Genomic DNA, 13,793 nt, shown 5'->3' with positions numbered 1-13,793 from the left:
GTTCTTAACTCGTCCCCTTTTATCGAGGCAGGGGGATGACACGAGTCGGCCCCACGCCGCGCTCCGTTCCGCAATCGCCTCGGGGGCTCGAGGTGTAGGAAGTGGCCGTCGTTGGTACCGTGAAGCTGCAACAGGGGCACCGCGATCGGCTGAGACATGCGGCGCGTCGCCCCAAGCATGCCGGGTCGCAGCATCGCCCGGTAGTACTATAGAGGCGCGGGCATGCTCGTCCGCAGGCGCTCTTGTAGCTCCGCCTGGAGAGCGAGATCGCGGGTGGTGGCCACCCAGCCGCTTCCAGACAGTTGAAGCAGCCCCATGTACCAGCTCCGGCGTAGCTGGGCGGGGAACGTCAGCTGGCTCATGACCGTGAGTGGGTAAGGGATTGCGAGCGCGACGGCGCGTTCGAACCGCTCCGCCGCCAACCCCGACAGCAGCGCTCCCGGATAGATGAAAGGCGGAGGGAAGCGCACACCCGTGCTGCCGGGTTCGATGGCCATGCTCATCTCAAATCTGTGCTTTCAGACCAGCAGCGATTGCTGTGCGGAGATACCAGCCGTCGCGCCCTGCGATATGGCCGTGGTGACCGAGGCCATGGCTGGGTTTGCAAGATCGCCGGCGGCGTAGATGCCGGGTATGCTGGTTTCGCGGCGCTCGTCGACCTTGAGGGCGATGCCCAGGGGCGTATCGAGCGTGGCGAGGCCCAGTGATTCATGCAGGCTTGCAGACGGCTTGTTGCGCGGATGCGCGAACAGGATGTCGACCGCGACATTGGGGGCGCTAGCGAGCTTGACAGTGGCATTATGGCCTCCGTGTCGGGCGATTTCCGTGATCTGGCCATCGACGACAGGTATGTTGCGGCACGCCAGATCGGCCCGGATATCGGGTGGAATGTCGTGACCATCGGCGAAGACCGTCAGCGTCTCTGTCCAATCGTGGTACAGCCTGACATAATTGTGCGACTGCGGACCGGACCAGACTAGGCCCCAGTGCTGGCCGGCGACTTCAAAGCCGTCGCAATAGGGGCAAGGCACAATGGACGTGCCCCAGCCTTCGGCGAAGCCCGGGACATCAGGCATCTGGTCGACGACGCCATAGCTCAGGATCAGGCGGCGTGCCCTTAGGCTTTCGTTATCGTCAGTAACGACGCAGAAATCGTCGATTGCGCCGGAGATGCTGTCGGCCCGGGCAGTGACCAGCCTGATAGTCGGATAGCGCGCCAACTGCTGCCGCGCCTCGACCAGGATGTCCAGCGGCGGCTTGTGATCGTGGCCGAGCAGGCCATGTGAATGGCCGGCAAAGCGGTTGCGCGGCCGGCAAGTGTCGAGGACCGTGACTTTGCGGCGGGCACGGCCGAGCTGCAGGGCGGCGGCGAGGCCGGCAAAGCTGCCGCCGATGATGATGACGTCATTCATGGTGATGGGCTCCGTGTGTGGATGAAGGGTGGGCTGCGCCTGGCGCGCGATAACCTGCCCATTGGGTTTGCACCTTTTGGATACTTCATGGTATCCTAATTAAAGAATTGGATACTGTCAAGTACTGGAATTTTTATGACTGAAAAAAATCAGGGCCGGCGCGGCCGGCCCGCCAACGAGGCGCTTGGTCAAACGATCGCCGATGCCGCGTGCGAACTTTTTGTGGAATTGGGTTTTCAAGCGACGACAATGGACAAGGTCGCCCAGCGGGCGAAGATATCCAAGCTAAGCATCTATCGGCACTTCGAGAACAAGGAGGCGCTGTTTAGCGCTGCCATCGCGGCCCGCTGCCATCAGTTTGCGCCACAGGCTCTGTTTGAAGGCGTCGACGGTTCGGCCGCGGATCAGCTCATGGCGGTGGGGTCATCCCTGCTTCGCACGTTCTTGAGTCCGGACGTCCGTCTTGTCGAAGCCATGATCTTGATCGACAAGACAAATCAAAAGTCGTTAAGCAAGCTCCAATACGAAGCCGGCCCCGCCCATGTCATCGCCCAAATCGAGGCTCTGTTGCGTCGGTTGCACGCGAGGGCGGTTCTGAACGTGCCCGACCCTCTCCTGTCCGCCCGCTTGTTTGCCGCGCTTTTGAAGGGCTCCGATCTGCTGATCATCGCACGCTTCAATGATGCGATAGCGGAGGACGACAACGAAATCGAATCCTATTGCCGCTCGGCCGTCGCCATGTTCATCGCCGCGCACGGTGGCAACGACCACGCGGGCAGATAAGCATTTGATTGCTTCGGGCAGCTTGGCCTGGGCAAATCTACCGACTCAAACCGACCATCAGTCGATCCCGAGCTAATGGCCCGCATGCTGATCATTGGCTAATGATACCGTCATTTGCAGTTAATTCGAGCCGAAATCGGCGTCGAATGCGAGCACGGACGGTTTGAAACGCGAGCTGCTACACCTATCCAGGATCGTGGAAATCATGGCCGCCGTAACTTGGGAAGGTTCCATGCGCAGAAAATTAGTCATATCGCTGATTGCATTACCGTTGTTCGGCTGTGTGAAGCCCGAACCGGAAAATCTGACCGACTGGACGCAACTTGCATTGGTTGGCAAGACTTGACATTGATCGACCCGGATCTGCAGCAAATTTTCTCGTTCAACAAGGACGCAATAGTGCGCGCGGCTTTTGGCCGCAAAGGCGGTCCTGTCTCGGGCCCTATTCTGTACTGGCGGATCACAGACAAAATGCCGCTTATTTCGATTTTTCCGGATTCTAACGTTGTTGACACATTTAGTAACCCCGTAATGCAGGGTGCCAATATTATTGCGCCCCGTAGGTCATGCGCAAAGGCAGTCTTCATCCTGGCGAATTCCCCGTAGACCGCCAGTGGACATTTGCCTCCCGCTGGTACTTGAACATCGATGCTTGCTTTATTACGCATACGTAGTAGTATACTCCGCATGCGTACCAATACCTCTCCCCAATCCGACCTTCCCGATGTCGCCGCCTGCCCGCTGGGCGAGCGTTCGCCGCGCCTGTTCAATCTGCTCAACCTGGCGCGCCAGAACCTGTTCCGCTCGGCCGATGCCGTGTTCACCAGCGAACTGGGCTTTTCCGGCACGCAAGTGGTCGCCCTGTTTGCCCTGAAGGGTGAGGAAGGCTGCCAGTTGAAGGATCTGGGGCGGGCGCTGCAGCTGAAAAACTCGGCCGTGACGGGCCTGGTGGCGCGCATGGAAGAAAACGGCCTGATCGTGCGGGGCCAGTCGGCGCTCGACGCGCGCGCCGGCACTTTGCACATGTCGCCCAAGGGCGGCGAGGTGCTGACCGCCGCCCTGCCCCTGCTCGACAGCCTGAATGAACAACTGAAAGCCGGTTTCAGCGAGGAAGAACTGGCCATCGTCGCCCGCTTCCTGCTGCACGCCTCGCGCCTGCGTTTTGCGCAGGACGTCTGATTCATCCCCACATCACCACCACAGGAGTTACCCATGCACCCGAAAGACATGACCGGCTTGCAACTGATGCAAGCGTTCGCGCAAGGCCTGTTTCCCCGGCCCGGCATTTCCAAGACCATGCCCATGGATGCGCATACGATCGAGCACGGCAGAGTCATCTTCACGGCCACGGCGAATGAAAATCATACGAATCCCATGGGCGGCGTGCACGGCGGTTTCGCCGCCACCGTGCTCGACACGGTCACGGGCTGCGCCACGCACACGGTCTTGCCGGCCGGCGAAAGCTATGGCACGACGGACCTGAACATCAAGATGTGCCGTCCCCTGCCCTTCAACGTGACGGTCTTTGCGGAAGGCAAGGTCATCAATGCGGGCCGCAACCTGGTCATTTCCGAAGGCACGATCCGCGACGAAGCCGGCAAAGTCTACGCGCACGCGACGGCCACCTGCATGATCATCCGCCCCCGGGAGCAAGCGGCCGCGTGATACGGTCCAGCAGAAGATGGTAGGCTGTATAGCTGGCTCGGCCAGCGTCAGCGCCAGTCGGGAACGGCATCGCGGCGCTGGCCGTATGCCACCAGACTCAGCCAGAATCCGCTGTATCGACGAGTGATTCCGATCAAATAGCTGGGCTATCATCTGCAGGGAGTTGCCTTGCTTCCAGCGTTCCCACATCAAGGCCTTCTGGCTCTCGGTATAATAAATTCGTGGTTTCTGTTTCATCTTCAACACTCCTGTAACCTAGGCGTTTAGGTTAGCGTGTTGCGACCCCCGATTGAATCCGCAACCAGAAGCTGCCTCTCGCAATCTACGACTGAATACATCAGGTATAAGAAAAGATGCAAAATTCGCTCCTCATGCTTGCTTTTATATCTTTATTTGGCGGCTGTTCTCATGCCGCACTTACAGAAGATACCGGGTCAGTTGGCATTACCGGTGGTGTAGCAGCAGAGCATGAAGCTCTCGGTAATGGCAAACATATGTTGGTAGTGACAGCATCACCGGCGCTAGCTGAAACTGAGGGTTCAATTGAACAGCGCATATTCATTCACGCGCAACGCGAAGCTGCGCGAATCTGCCCAAGAAAATTTGAGTTTGTTACAAATCCGAATGGCGTCGCTCCTCTTGCAGCGGGTTTTATGAAGCGGTCACGTAGCTACGTATTTTCTTGCGCGTGAGATTGTGCTGCAGGAGGATTTTATGTCTCGGTCGGTACCCGGCCACAAGCAGACAGCCAGTACCTTACTTTAACCTCATCAGATTTGTAATGACCTCAACGTTCGTATTCTCACCGGATTCATTTTGGCTACGTATTCCGGCACAAGTAGAAACTATTTCGATACAGCCGTTTGTCACGTCCTTCGGAGAGACTGACGAATTGCTTTGCTATGTGGGCGAGACTTTGCTTGGCAAGCTTGTGAAGTGTGGCGACGGTGAGGGAAAAGTGATTGCTCTACTGCCGACACTTGACCGTAAGCGTGCATATCTTTGGCCAAGCCCAGATATGTTTTTGCAAGCGTTGTTGCATGTTCTGCGCTACGAATCCAACGCTGTCTTGTCCTGTGAGCGTGATACCGACCAAGACAAGGTGTTGACGCTGACCGAGTATCATGACGTCGCCGCTGTGCTGACTCAGGTGGTTAAATTTAGCAAAGATGGGGCGGGAACGTGCCCAACATTTCTATATCAGAAACTGTGATGCCGGCTCCGGCCAAATCCAGACGTTCACAAGAGACTCGAACTTGTTTTAGCACAGCGATTCATGATTGAGGCGATAGGAAGAGTGACTTCACAATTGCCTGAGGCTGCTAAGTCAGTCGCCGCTGTGGCGAAGCGATTCATCACCGGCTTCTGCCGGAACTTTAGAGTATTTTTTTGCGTTTTGGCGGAGAGGAGGCTTGGCGCAGGCTGAGCTTGAGGCCGCCGTTCACAACAAGTATGGCATTTGAGGTGGCTTCTTCCGGCCAGGAGCGGGCGTCCAAACGTGACGTGACAAGAGATCATCTATTTTAAATTTACACCAGAGGTTGCATGCGAAATTGTCAAAGCGGAAGCTACTTTACGGCTTGTCTGAACATTCGGCCAACGCTGCCATTCGAAGCCACGGTTGTCATTCTGGCTGAGGCACTTGGCATCAGGTTCTCGCCTGACGAGGAAGGGAAATACGAAGAATATCCGGCGTATCGCGCCTTCGCGCTTGGACTGGAAATCGCTCTGTTGGCGCCTCCACCGCCGGATATAGATACGCGGGAGATACGCGACAACTGTTTTCAGCTAATTATCGATACCTGCGCGGACGTATCCGATGGCGGTGTGGACGTGGATCTGAGCGCTCTTATTGCGGCGCAATTAAGCTCTGCTACCGAGTTGGAAATGGAGCGTGTCGAAGAAAACCCGGTGTAATGCCCCAGCTTGCTGCGCCCGCACAGACATCCGCTGAAGGCGCACTGCAAGGTCTTGCCGGACGCCCTCAGCCCGCCGTCTTCTTCCCCTTCAACAAACTCCCCGCCGCATTTTCCTCGAAGCGGCCCGCCTCTTCTATATAGCCATGCACGGTACCGTCGTGGCGCCAGCCGCCCTGGCGCTTGATGGCCTGGAAATCGGCGCCGGCGCGGTGCGCGCTGGTGGCCATGCCGCGGCGCAGGCTGTGGCTCGATAGTTCCGGCACGTAATCGAGCGCCGCCAGCCTGGCGCAGCCTTCCAATATCGTGTTGATGCTGCTCGCGTGCAGTCCCTTCGCGCCCACATGTCCCCACTGGTTCACCGTGCGCAAGAGCGGCCCGGAACGGATGTGCGCCGCGGCCAGCCAGGCGCGCAAGGCAGTGGCCGGGCAGCAGACGCCGTCGCCGAACGGAATCGCCTTGACGATGCCCTCCCCCAGTTGGTCCGTTTTCGAGCGGGGCAAGGTGATCACCATGCCTTGCGGCTCCCAGCTTACGTCTTCCACGGTCAATCCCACCAGTTCGCTGCGCCGGAAACCGCCAAAAAATCCCAGCTGCAGCAAGGCGTTGTCGCGCAAGGCCTTGCTGGTGCCCAGCGCGGCCAGTTTGGACACGATCACTTCCAGATCTTCCAGAGGCAGGGCCTTGGCCTTCTTCTTTGGCTTGCCATGCAGGCGGGCGATGCCGGCCAGGGTCTTGCGCACGGTGGGCGTGGACGCGGGGTCGGCAAAGCCCTGGTAGACATGCCATTGCGACAGCGCCGTCAGGCGCAGAGCCAGGGTGCGCGCGTTGAGGCTGTCCGCATACGCCAGCAGGTAGCGGATGACGGTGGACTCGTCGGCGGGCAGCGCCCCGCCCCAAGCCTGGAAGTGGCGGATGGCGGAACGGTAGGCGCGGCGCGTGTTGTCGGACGTGGCGGCGGCGAGAAACGCCTGGTGGCGCGCGGCCAGCTCGGCATCGACGAGGGCGCCGTGTAACGGTACAGGAGCCAAGGCGGCGTTTTTTGGCAAGGCGATACGGCGTTTCGGGACGGGCAAATCGGGCATGGCGGCGGCGAAATCGGGGTTTTGTACTGGGAGACACACAGAATAGCATGCAAAGCCCCCCATAACACGCGATAAGCGATCTTATCGCAACTTATATTTTTCAAAAATCACGAAAATTTATATCGTAATATTATTTGATATTACGTATCATGTAATACGTTACTAAATTTCGCTCATAGGTGATTTTATGGCCCGCACCGGCATTTTGTACTCTGATGTTATGAAAGCAGCCCAAATCGTCGCTGCCGATGGGCGCAATCCCACGGTCGACAGCGTGCGCGAAGCGCTGGGCAGCACGGGCAGCAAGAGCACCATCGCGCCCCTGTTGAAACGCTGGAAGGAAGAGTTCCAGGGTGCGGGCGCCGTGAAAACGGAGTCAGGCTTGCCGGCCGAACTGATGGAAGCGATGCGCGGCGTCTATGAAAAGCAGCGGCGCGACGTGGCGCAGCAGCTGGAAACAGGCATGCAGCAGAACCGCGCCGAACTGGACGCGGCGCTGGACAAGCTGAAAAAGACGGAAACGGAGCGGTTGAAACTGACGGAGGCGCGCGCCGCCCTCACCCAGGAATTGCGCGCCACCCAGCATGCGCTGGCGCAACTGAAGGAAGAACACCATTTCCGCGCCGTCACCCTGGCCACCCTGCACAGCGATAACGCGGGCCTGACGCAGCGCCTGGCCGACCGCGGCGAGGAAATCGCGGCCCTGAACCGCCAGCTGGCGCAGGTGCGCTCGCAGTTCGACCACTACCAGGAAGCGGCCGCCGCCCAGCGCAACGAGGAGCGGGCCCAGGCGCAGCAACGGATCAGCCGTCTGGAGCAGGACAATGCGCAGCTACAGCAGCGCCTGCAAGGCCAGCAGGCGACCCTGGTGCAGCAGGACATGCGTTTGGCGCAGCTGCAGGCCGAACACACGCGCCTGACTGATGAAGCGGCCGCGGACCGCGCAACCCTGGCCACCGTGCGTCCCGAACGCGACCAGTTTGAATTTCAATATTTGCAGGCGGCCGCCTCGGCCGACGCCCTGCTGGCCAAGCTGGACACAGCCTTGCTGGCGCTGAACGACGCCAAGGTGGCGCTGGCCGCGCAAGACCGGCAGCTCGACATGCTGGCGGAGAACGGGCAACTATCGCAGCAGAAAATGGAGGCATTGGCGCAGGAGCGCGACGCCTTGCTGCGCGATAATGCCGGTATGGCGGCGCGCATGGCCCTGCTTTCGGATAGCAAGAAGAAGCGCGATGTTTGAACCTGTCTGTATGGCTGCCTTGCGCGCCTCGCTGAATCTGACGCTTTACTGCCGATAGCGCACCCGTATCCACGCGCCGATGGCGTCCACGCCGCTGTCTGCCGCATCTTCGACCCAGCCCGCGCGCGCATAAAAGCGCCGCGCGCCCGTATTGCTCAGCTGCGTTTTCAGGTTCAGGCGAGGACCGAAGCGCGCCACGACGGCCGCCAGCAGTTGCCTGCCGATGCCCGAGCCGCCGTGCGCCGGGTGCACATACAGGTGGTGCAGGAAGTAATCGGGGGCATCGCCCGTGTACACGGCGGCAAAGCCGGTGACGATGCCGCCGCGTTCGGCAACGAGGATGGCTTCGCCCTGCGTCGCCGCCGTAAAAGTAGCGCTGCCGGCGACGGGGCCGAAGGCGTCGCGTCCGGCCAGGGCCAGGATGGCGGTGCAGGGCTGCGTGTCCGCATTGGCGAAAGGACGAATCAGGCACATAACTGGCGCGCTATCCATTCTTTACAGACGGCGGTTCAGCACGCTGTCGATAGCGTGGGTTTTCAGTTCCGCCTGGACTGTGCCGTCCTGCAGCCAGTAGCCGTCACCTCCCTGCTGCAGTGCCGCCAGATCGAGCGTGCCCAGGGCTGGCGGGATGACGCTCGCGAGCATTGCCGCCACGTCACTCCATTCCCGATACAACAGCTTCAAATACCAGCCGTCGTCATGGGCAAAGGCAAGAAAGCGGCTGCGCAAGGCAGGCAGCGGCGTGAGCGCGCCACGGTGGTCGAGCATCTCAGCCACGGCAGCATCCTTGGACGCGGGTGGCTTGCCGTGCCAATCGGCCCAGGCGTGACTGCCCCAGGCATGGATATCTTCATGCGCCAGCGCTGGCAATTGCTGCCGCGCCAGGGTCTGGTAGCCGGCAGGTTTCCTGGGCGTCCCGGCGCTGCCCTTGCGCAGCACGATGCCGCCAGCCTCGCCGAGCGCGGGGATGACATCGTTGAATTCGATGCCGGAAGCAACCAGCATGCGCTCGGCCGGGTCGTGCCAGATATACAGATAATGTCTCAAGTGTTCGTTCGCTTTGGTTTGGGGGCAGTATTCAAGGTTACGGCGGCGCCCTTGCCGCCCAATTATATCTGCCGTTCCTGCCGAGGGGAGTCAGCAGCGGATGTATTCATCTGCCGGGACTGGCTCTTAATATGAACTTCACCTGGCCCGCGTAGCATTCATGTTGGCAAGGCTCTCATTGTGCAGCGCCTGCCATTTTCCGGCAGAATCATGAATGACATCGCTTTGACCCTGCGCCACAGTGCCGCCGTGCCGCCCGCAGTGACGCCGCCTCCCGCCAGCGGCCACCGCATGAAAGCGGCGCTGGGCGCCCTCTTCTTTCCCCGCCAGCGCACGCGCTGGCACGCTTTCCTGGGCAGCATGCCGGGCTTGAGCTCGCTGGCGCAGCTGCATCCCTGCCTGCGCTTCAAGATCTACCGCCCATACGCCTCGCGCCGGCTCGGTTGCGCGGATCGCCTGGCCTTGCTGGAAGGACATTACCGCTTCCTGTGGCAAGCAGGCGCCCGCGCGCTGGTCGAACGGGCCGCGCGCGAACCCGTGGTGCTGGCCGCGCTCGACGGCAAGGATGGGGCGCAATACCGTTTGCAGCTGACGGCCATCCACGACAGCTACCGCGAGGGCGAACTGTGCCTGCGCCTGACGCGCGACGGCCTGCCCCTGTACCTGGCCAGTTTTTTGTTCGTGCCGCGCGCCGATGGCGTCTCGCTGCAGCTGGGCGCGCTGCAAGGCTTGCGCTCGGAAGCGGGCAAGCTGGCCGTCAAGGACGCCACGCGGGCGCTGCACGGTTGCCGTCCGAAAAACCTGATGGTGGCGGCCTTGCGCGATTTCGGCGATTTTTTTGCCTGCAATAACCTGTTCTTGATCAGCAATGACAACCGCATCGCCCTGAATGCGCGGCGTCGGCGCCATATCGCCGCCGACTACGACCTGGCCTGGCAGGAGTTGCACGCCTTGCGCATGCGCGACGGCAATTATCACTTGCCCTGCGCGCCCTACCGTGCGCCCGATCTGGCCGGCGTGCCATCGAGAAAGCGCGCCGATGCGCGGCGGCGCGGCGAATTGCTGCAAGACATGGCCGACGGCATGCGCGCGCAGCTGGCGGATTTTCTGGAAGCGCCGGCGGCTGACAATTGAGCAGGCACAAGCATTTTCAAGCCGGTAACCATGTCATAAAACTCAGGCAACCTTCATGTTGGCGCCGTATCCTTCACTTGACATGCCAGATACCCTATCGAGGCACTGGCGCGCATTCGGCCCACCCAGGACAAGGCTCCCATGACATCCACTTTTACTTTTCTCCCCCTTTGCCTGCTCGGCGGCGCCGCGCTGGCCGCTCCCGTGCTGGACGACGCCGTGCGCCAGCGCGCCGAGGAACTCACGCGCACGGGCATGCACGCGAGCATCGTCATCGCCATCATCGACGGCAAGGACAGCGCCGTCTACGGCTTTGGCAGCGTACATGCCGGCAAGAACATCAAGCCGGGCGCCGATACCGTCTACCAGATCGGTTCCGTCACCAAGACCATGACGGGCTTGCTGCTGGCGGACGCCGTCGTCCAAAACAAGGTCAAACCCGATGAGCCGGTGGCGGCATTATTGCCCGGCTATACGGTGCCTGCGTTCGACGGCAAGACGATCACCCTGCTCGACCTGGCCACGCACTACTCCTCGCTGCCGCGCCTGCCCGACAATTTCGCGCCCAAGGACCCGGCCAATCCGTATGCCGACTACACGGAAGCCAGACAGCGGCAATTTCTCGCCGCCTACCACCTGCCCCGCGCGCCGGGCACGAAATTTGACTATTCGAACATCGGCTAGGCCGTGCTGGGCACGGCCCTGGCGGCACAGGCGGGCACCAGCTATGAAGCGCTGCTGCAAAAGCGCATCGCCGTGCCGCTGGGCATGCGTTCCACCTCGAACAAACCCACGCACGGCATGCTGGCGCGCCTGGCGCCCGGCCATTTGCTGTCGGGCGAGCCGACGCCCGCATGGGATTTAAATGTGGTGGCGCCGGCCGGCGGCGTGTATTCGAGCGCGCGCGACATGATTTCCTACTTGCAAGCGTACATGTTCAAGCCGCTGCGTCAGTACGCGCTGGCGATCCAGCCGCAGCGTCCGCTGGCGCCCGATAGCGGTACGAAAATCGGCCTGGCCTGGCTGCTGGAGCAGCAACAGGGCCAGACCTACGCCTGGCACAGCGGCCAGACGGGCGGCTACTCGAGTTATGCGGCGTTCACCACGGACGGCAAGCGGGGCGTGATGGTGCTGACGAACACGGCGCGCACCGTCGATGCGCTGGGCTTGGCCGCCCTGCTGCCCGGCACGCCGCTGCCGCCGCTGAAAAAGCCGCAAGCCGCCATCGAGCTGCCGCGCGCAGCATTGGCCGAGTACGTGGGCGAGTATCCGCTGGGCGAGGAATTCACGTTGACGGTGGCCTTGGGCAAGAACGGCCTGGAAGCGGCCGGCACGGGCGTCGGCTCCGCCCCCTTGTTTGCCAGCGCCAAGGACCAGTTTTTCTTCCGTGCCATCGAGGCGGAACTGGCATTTACACGCGATGCGGCGGGCAAGATCGCCGGCGCCGTGCTCAAGCAGGGCGGGCAGGACGTCGTCTTGCCGCGCAAGCCGTAAATTCAAGCGGCCGGGTCCTGCATGAATTGCTCGACCCGCGCGACAAACGCCGCCTTGCTGCGCGTGCGAAATTCACCGAGGAAGGCGTCGCTGCCCTGGACGATCTTGCCGTGGCGGTCGTATGCCACCTTGCCCATCTCCAGCACGAATTCGCCATCGGGATCGTCTTCCGGCTCGAAGTGCGAATTGAAGCAGTAACCGCTGTCGCGGCAGCTGCCCCACAGCAGCAATGCGCTGCTGAACCATTGCATGGTATCCGGGCCAGGCTCCACTTCGAACAGGGTGTTGACGGTGATGTGCCAGCCGCCGGGAACACGCAGCGGCTGCAAGGCATACGGAAAGCGTGGCTGTTTCATGTGGACGATGGCGCGCGGCGCGCCCGGTAAAAGGTGAGGAACTCCGCGGCCGGCAGCGCTTTGGCAAACAGCCAGCCCTGGCCGAATTCTACCTTGCGTTCCAGCAGATAGTCCGCTTGCTGCTGCGTTTCGATGCCTTCGGCCACGATCAGCATGTTCAAGGTGCGGGCCATGGCGATGATGTGCGGCGTGACGCTGCTGGTGGCCGCGTCCGTGCCGATGGTGTCGACGAAGGATTTGTCGATTTTCAAGGCGTCGAGCGGCAGGTTTTGCAGGCTCGACAGGCTGGAATAACCGGTGCCGAAGTCGTCGATGGCCACCGCGTGGCCGCGCGCCCTGGCCTTTTCGATGGTGGCGCGGGCCGCTTCCACGTTGATGAAGCCCCGCTCCGTCGCCTCCAGCCAGATCTGCTGCGCCTCGATGCCCGTGCCGGCCAGCGCCCGTTCCAGCACGTCGAGCACCCTGCCCGTCTCGATATCGCTGGCGCACAGGTTGATGGCGATGTGCAGCTCGCGGTCGGCCAGCAGCGCGGCGCGCATGTCGGCGATCACGCAGGCGATGACCTGGTCCGTGATGGGCAGGATCAGTTCGCTTTCCTCGGCCACGGGGATGAACAGGTCGGGCCGTATCATGCTGCCGTCGGGGCGGCGCCAGCGTATCAGCGCCTCGGCGCCCACGCACACGCCCGTGTCGAGTGCGATGATGGGCTGATAATGGACAAAGAATTCGCGCCGCTCGACCGCCGTTTCCAGTTCGCCGCGCAGCGACAGGCGGCGGCGCGACAGCCACACGACGATGCCGAAGATAAAGGCGGCCATCAGCAAGCCCAGCGGCAAAAGCAGCAGCTGTTCGCGGCGCAGCCTGTCGTTCAGCTTGCTGCGCGGCTCGATCATGACGGCCGTCAAGCCATCGCGGTACAGCATCGCATGGATGCTGCCGTCGTGCGCCGCGTCTCCCGTCGCCGGCAACCCGGCGAGCAGGCTTTGCACCAGCGCGGGATCGGGATGGTGCAAGGTGTCGAGCACGCCTTGCTTGCCGATGGCCACGGCCATCTGGATGTCGTTGTCGACGATGACGTCGGAAAAGCGCACGGGATCGATCAGCACCTTGTAGGCGCGGTAGGACAAGCCCACCATGCGCTTGCCGCCGCTGACGACGGGGCGCAGGTTGAAATCGATGCCCATGCCGTTGGCCAGCGTGAAGTCGCCGGGCGTGACGGCGATGCGCGCCTCTTCCAGGCCCGTGGACGTGCATTTGAGCAAGCCGTTTTCCACATAGCCGATATCGTCGATGCTGCGCGTGGTGATGGTGATGCGGCGCAACTGCTGGATATGCGCGTCCGAGCACGGCGCCAGGTCCAGCGCATCGGCGCTGCGCAGGGCGAGCCCGGCCGAAGCGATGGAACGGTGGGCGCGCTCGAGCGCGTAGCCGGCCAGCAGCCGCAGGCGTTCCTGCTCGCCCTGCTCGGCGCGCACGGACGATAAATAGAAGGCCAGGCTCAGGGGGGCGGCCACGCCGATGACTGCCACCAGTACGCTGGTGAAGATAATGCGTTTTCTGCGCATGCGATTCTCCGCACCGAACATAACCTACTGCGCGTCGCGATTTGCGGCTTCCGATGCTCACTGCCTCGGCGGCCCCGTGCTTCGCACAGCTCC

Annotated in this window: 16 protein-coding genes and 2 pseudogenes; 10 read left to right on the top strand and 8 right to left on the bottom strand. The window is 61.6% G+C overall.

All coding sequences use genetic code 11. The annotated features are described in order from the left end of the window. Positions 1-206 precede the first annotated feature (206 nt). Both IGS55_RS02900 and IGS55_RS02895 read right to left on the bottom strand, forming a co-directional pair. Positions 207-497: a hypothetical protein gene (locus IGS55_RS02900; protein ID WP_230515914.1), complete on the bottom strand. Its 291-nt coding sequence runs from the start codon at positions 495-497 to the stop codon at positions 207-209. A 21-nt stretch (positions 498-518) separates the two neighbouring features. Then, positions 519-1,412, bottom strand: a complete 894-nt coding sequence (locus IGS55_RS02895) for an NAD(P)/FAD-dependent oxidoreductase (protein WP_230515913.1) — start codon at positions 1,410-1,412, stop codon at positions 519-521. Between the two features lie 135 nt (positions 1,413-1,547). Here IGS55_RS02895 and IGS55_RS02890 point away from each other — a divergent pair, with 135 nt between their 5' ends. From IGS55_RS02890 to IGS55_RS02875, 4 genes are all read left to right on the top strand, one after another. Continuing rightward, positions 1,548-2,195, top strand: coding sequence for a TetR/AcrR family transcriptional regulator (locus IGS55_RS02890; RefSeq protein WP_230515912.1), 648 nt, complete (start codon positions 1,548-1,550; stop codon positions 2,193-2,195). A 205-nt stretch (positions 2,196-2,400) separates the two neighbouring features. Continuing rightward, positions 2,401-2,541 carry a hypothetical protein gene (locus IGS55_RS02885; RefSeq protein WP_230515911.1) on the top strand — a complete coding sequence of 47 codons (141 nt, stop codon included), beginning with the start codon at positions 2,401-2,403 and terminating at the stop codon, positions 2,539-2,541. A 341-nt stretch (positions 2,542-2,882) separates the two neighbouring features. Beyond that, entirely contained in the window at positions 2,883-3,374 is a 492-nt protein-coding gene (locus IGS55_RS02880) for a MarR family winged helix-turn-helix transcriptional regulator (protein WP_230515910.1), read from the top strand. 33 nt (positions 3,375-3,407) lie between these two features. Further along, on the top strand, positions 3,408-3,860 hold the full coding sequence (locus IGS55_RS02875) for a PaaI family thioesterase (RefSeq protein ID WP_070310764.1): 453 nt from the start codon (positions 3,408-3,410) through the stop codon (positions 3,858-3,860). A 36-nt stretch (positions 3,861-3,896) separates the two neighbouring features. Here IGS55_RS02875 and IGS55_RS02870 read toward each other — a convergent pair. Next, positions 3,897-4,097, bottom strand: a pseudogene (locus IGS55_RS02870) (IS30 family transposase); the annotation flags it as partial. 116 nt (positions 4,098-4,213) lie between these two features. Between IGS55_RS02870 and IGS55_RS02865 the strand changes: the two are divergent. The 3 genes from IGS55_RS02865 (at position 4,214) to IGS55_RS02855 (ending at position 5,777) form a co-directional block, all read left to right on the top strand. After that, a complete protein-coding gene (locus IGS55_RS02865) occupies positions 4,214-4,552 on the top strand; it encodes a hypothetical protein (RefSeq protein WP_230515909.1) in 339 nt (112 codons plus the stop codon). 89 nt (positions 4,553-4,641) lie between these two features. Further along, the gene (locus IGS55_RS02860; RefSeq protein WP_230515908.1) at positions 4,642-5,073 is read left to right on the top strand and encodes a hypothetical protein; all 432 of its coding nucleotides are present in this window, start codon (positions 4,642-4,644) and stop codon (positions 5,071-5,073) included. Positions 5,074-5,405: 332 nt separating this feature from the next. After that, entirely contained in the window at positions 5,406-5,777 is a 372-nt protein-coding gene (locus tag IGS55_RS02855; RefSeq protein ID WP_230515907.1) for a hypothetical protein, read from the top strand. A gap of 67 nt (positions 5,778-5,844) precedes the next feature. Here the strand turns inward: IGS55_RS02855 and IGS55_RS02850 are convergent, their stop codons facing one another. Further along, complete coding sequence (locus IGS55_RS02850; RefSeq protein WP_230515906.1) at positions 5,845-6,861, bottom strand: tyrosine-type recombinase/integrase; 1,017 nt, start codon at positions 6,859-6,861, stop codon at positions 5,845-5,847. A gap of 220 nt (positions 6,862-7,081) precedes the next feature. Here IGS55_RS02850 and IGS55_RS02845 point away from each other — a divergent pair, with 220 nt between their 5' ends. Beyond that, complete coding sequence (locus IGS55_RS02845) at positions 7,082-8,104, top strand: DNA-binding protein (RefSeq protein ID WP_230515905.1); 1,023 nt, start codon at positions 7,082-7,084, stop codon at positions 8,102-8,104. Between the two features lie 45 nt (positions 8,105-8,149). On the opposite strand, the gene IGS55_RS02840 is transcribed toward IGS55_RS02845, so the two are convergent. Beyond that, positions 8,150-8,578, bottom strand: coding sequence for a GNAT family N-acetyltransferase (locus IGS55_RS02840; protein WP_230515904.1), 429 nt, complete (start codon positions 8,576-8,578; stop codon positions 8,150-8,152). A gap of 21 nt (positions 8,579-8,599) precedes the next feature. After that, complete coding sequence (locus tag IGS55_RS02835; protein ID WP_230515903.1) at positions 8,600-9,151, bottom strand: hypothetical protein; 552 nt, start codon at positions 9,149-9,151, stop codon at positions 8,600-8,602. 210 nt (positions 9,152-9,361) lie between these two features. Between IGS55_RS02835 and IGS55_RS02830 the strand changes: the two genes are divergently transcribed. Then, on the top strand, positions 9,362-10,285 hold the full coding sequence (locus tag IGS55_RS02830) for a VirK/YbjX family protein (RefSeq protein ID WP_230515902.1): 924 nt from the start codon (positions 9,362-9,364) through the stop codon (positions 10,283-10,285). 141 nt (positions 10,286-10,426) lie between these two features. Next, positions 10,427-11,779: pseudogene (locus tag IGS55_RS02825) on the top strand (serine hydrolase). A gap of 2 nt (positions 11,780-11,781) precedes the next feature. Here IGS55_RS02825 and IGS55_RS02820 read toward each other — a convergent pair. Then, positions 11,782-12,135, bottom strand: coding sequence for a hypothetical protein (locus IGS55_RS02820; protein WP_230515901.1), 354 nt, complete (start codon positions 12,133-12,135; stop codon positions 11,782-11,784). After that, positions 12,132-13,700: an EAL domain-containing protein gene (locus IGS55_RS02815; RefSeq protein ID WP_230515900.1), complete on the bottom strand. Its 1,569-nt coding sequence runs from the start codon at positions 13,698-13,700 to the stop codon at positions 12,132-12,134. Before IGS55_RS02815 ends, IGS55_RS02820 begins: the two co-directional genes overlap by 4 nt. Positions 13,701-13,793 lie beyond the last annotated feature (93 nt).

The sequence above is a fragment of the Janthinobacterium sp. EB271-G4-3-2 genome, assembly GCF_020858035.1.
GTDB lineage: Bacteria > Pseudomonadota > Gammaproteobacteria > Burkholderiales > Burkholderiaceae_D > Janthinobacterium > Janthinobacterium aestuarii.
Note: the sequence above shows the minus strand (reverse complement) of the source record. Positions and strands in the feature narration are given on the sequence as shown.

What these genes read in the sequence shown, in the direction of transcription:
- IGS55_RS02850 (WP_230515906.1), bottom strand. Translation starts at nt 6,861, where the DNA reads ATGCCCGATTTGCCCGTCCCGAAACGCCGTATCGCCTTGCCAAAAAAC.
- IGS55_RS02845 (WP_230515905.1), top strand. Translation starts at nt 7,082, where the DNA reads ATGAAAGCAGCCCAAATCGTCGCTGCCGATGGGCGCAATCCCACGGTC.
- IGS55_RS02840 (WP_230515904.1), bottom strand. Translation starts at nt 8,578, where the DNA reads ATGTGCCTGATTCGTCCTTTCGCCAATGCGGACACGCAGCCCTGCACC.
- IGS55_RS02875 (WP_070310764.1), top strand. Translation starts at nt 3,408, where the DNA reads ATGCACCCGAAAGACATGACCGGCTTGCAACTGATGCAAGCGTTCGCG.
- IGS55_RS02885 (WP_230515911.1), top strand. Translation starts at nt 2,401, where the DNA reads ATGGCCGCCGTAACTTGGGAAGGTTCCATGCGCAGAAAATTAGTCATA.
- IGS55_RS02880 (WP_230515910.1), top strand. Translation starts at nt 2,883, where the DNA reads ATGCGTACCAATACCTCTCCCCAATCCGACCTTCCCGATGTCGCCGCC.
- IGS55_RS02895 (WP_230515913.1), bottom strand. Translation starts at nt 1,412, where the DNA reads ATGAATGACGTCATCATCATCGGCGGCAGCTTTGCCGGCCTCGCCGCC.
- IGS55_RS02860 (WP_230515908.1), top strand. Translation starts at nt 4,642, where the DNA reads ATGACCTCAACGTTCGTATTCTCACCGGATTCATTTTGGCTACGTATT.
- IGS55_RS02820 (WP_230515901.1), bottom strand. Translation starts at nt 12,135, where the DNA reads ATGAAACAGCCACGCTTTCCGTATGCCTTGCAGCCGCTGCGTGTTCCC.
- IGS55_RS02830 (WP_230515902.1), top strand. Translation starts at nt 9,362, where the DNA reads ATGAATGACATCGCTTTGACCCTGCGCCACAGTGCCGCCGTGCCGCCC.
- IGS55_RS02900 (WP_230515914.1), bottom strand. Translation starts at nt 497, where the DNA reads ATGGCCATCGAACCCGGCAGCACGGGTGTGCGCTTCCCTCCGCCTTTC.
- IGS55_RS02890 (WP_230515912.1), top strand. Translation starts at nt 1,548, where the DNA reads ATGACTGAAAAAAATCAGGGCCGGCGCGGCCGGCCCGCCAACGAGGCG.
- IGS55_RS02815 (WP_230515900.1), bottom strand. Translation starts at nt 13,700, where the DNA reads ATGCGCAGAAAACGCATTATCTTCACCAGCGTACTGGTGGCAGTCATC.
- IGS55_RS02865 (WP_230515909.1), top strand. Translation starts at nt 4,214, where the DNA reads ATGCAAAATTCGCTCCTCATGCTTGCTTTTATATCTTTATTTGGCGGC.
- IGS55_RS02855 (WP_230515907.1), top strand. Translation starts at nt 5,406, where the DNA reads ATGCGAAATTGTCAAAGCGGAAGCTACTTTACGGCTTGTCTGAACATT.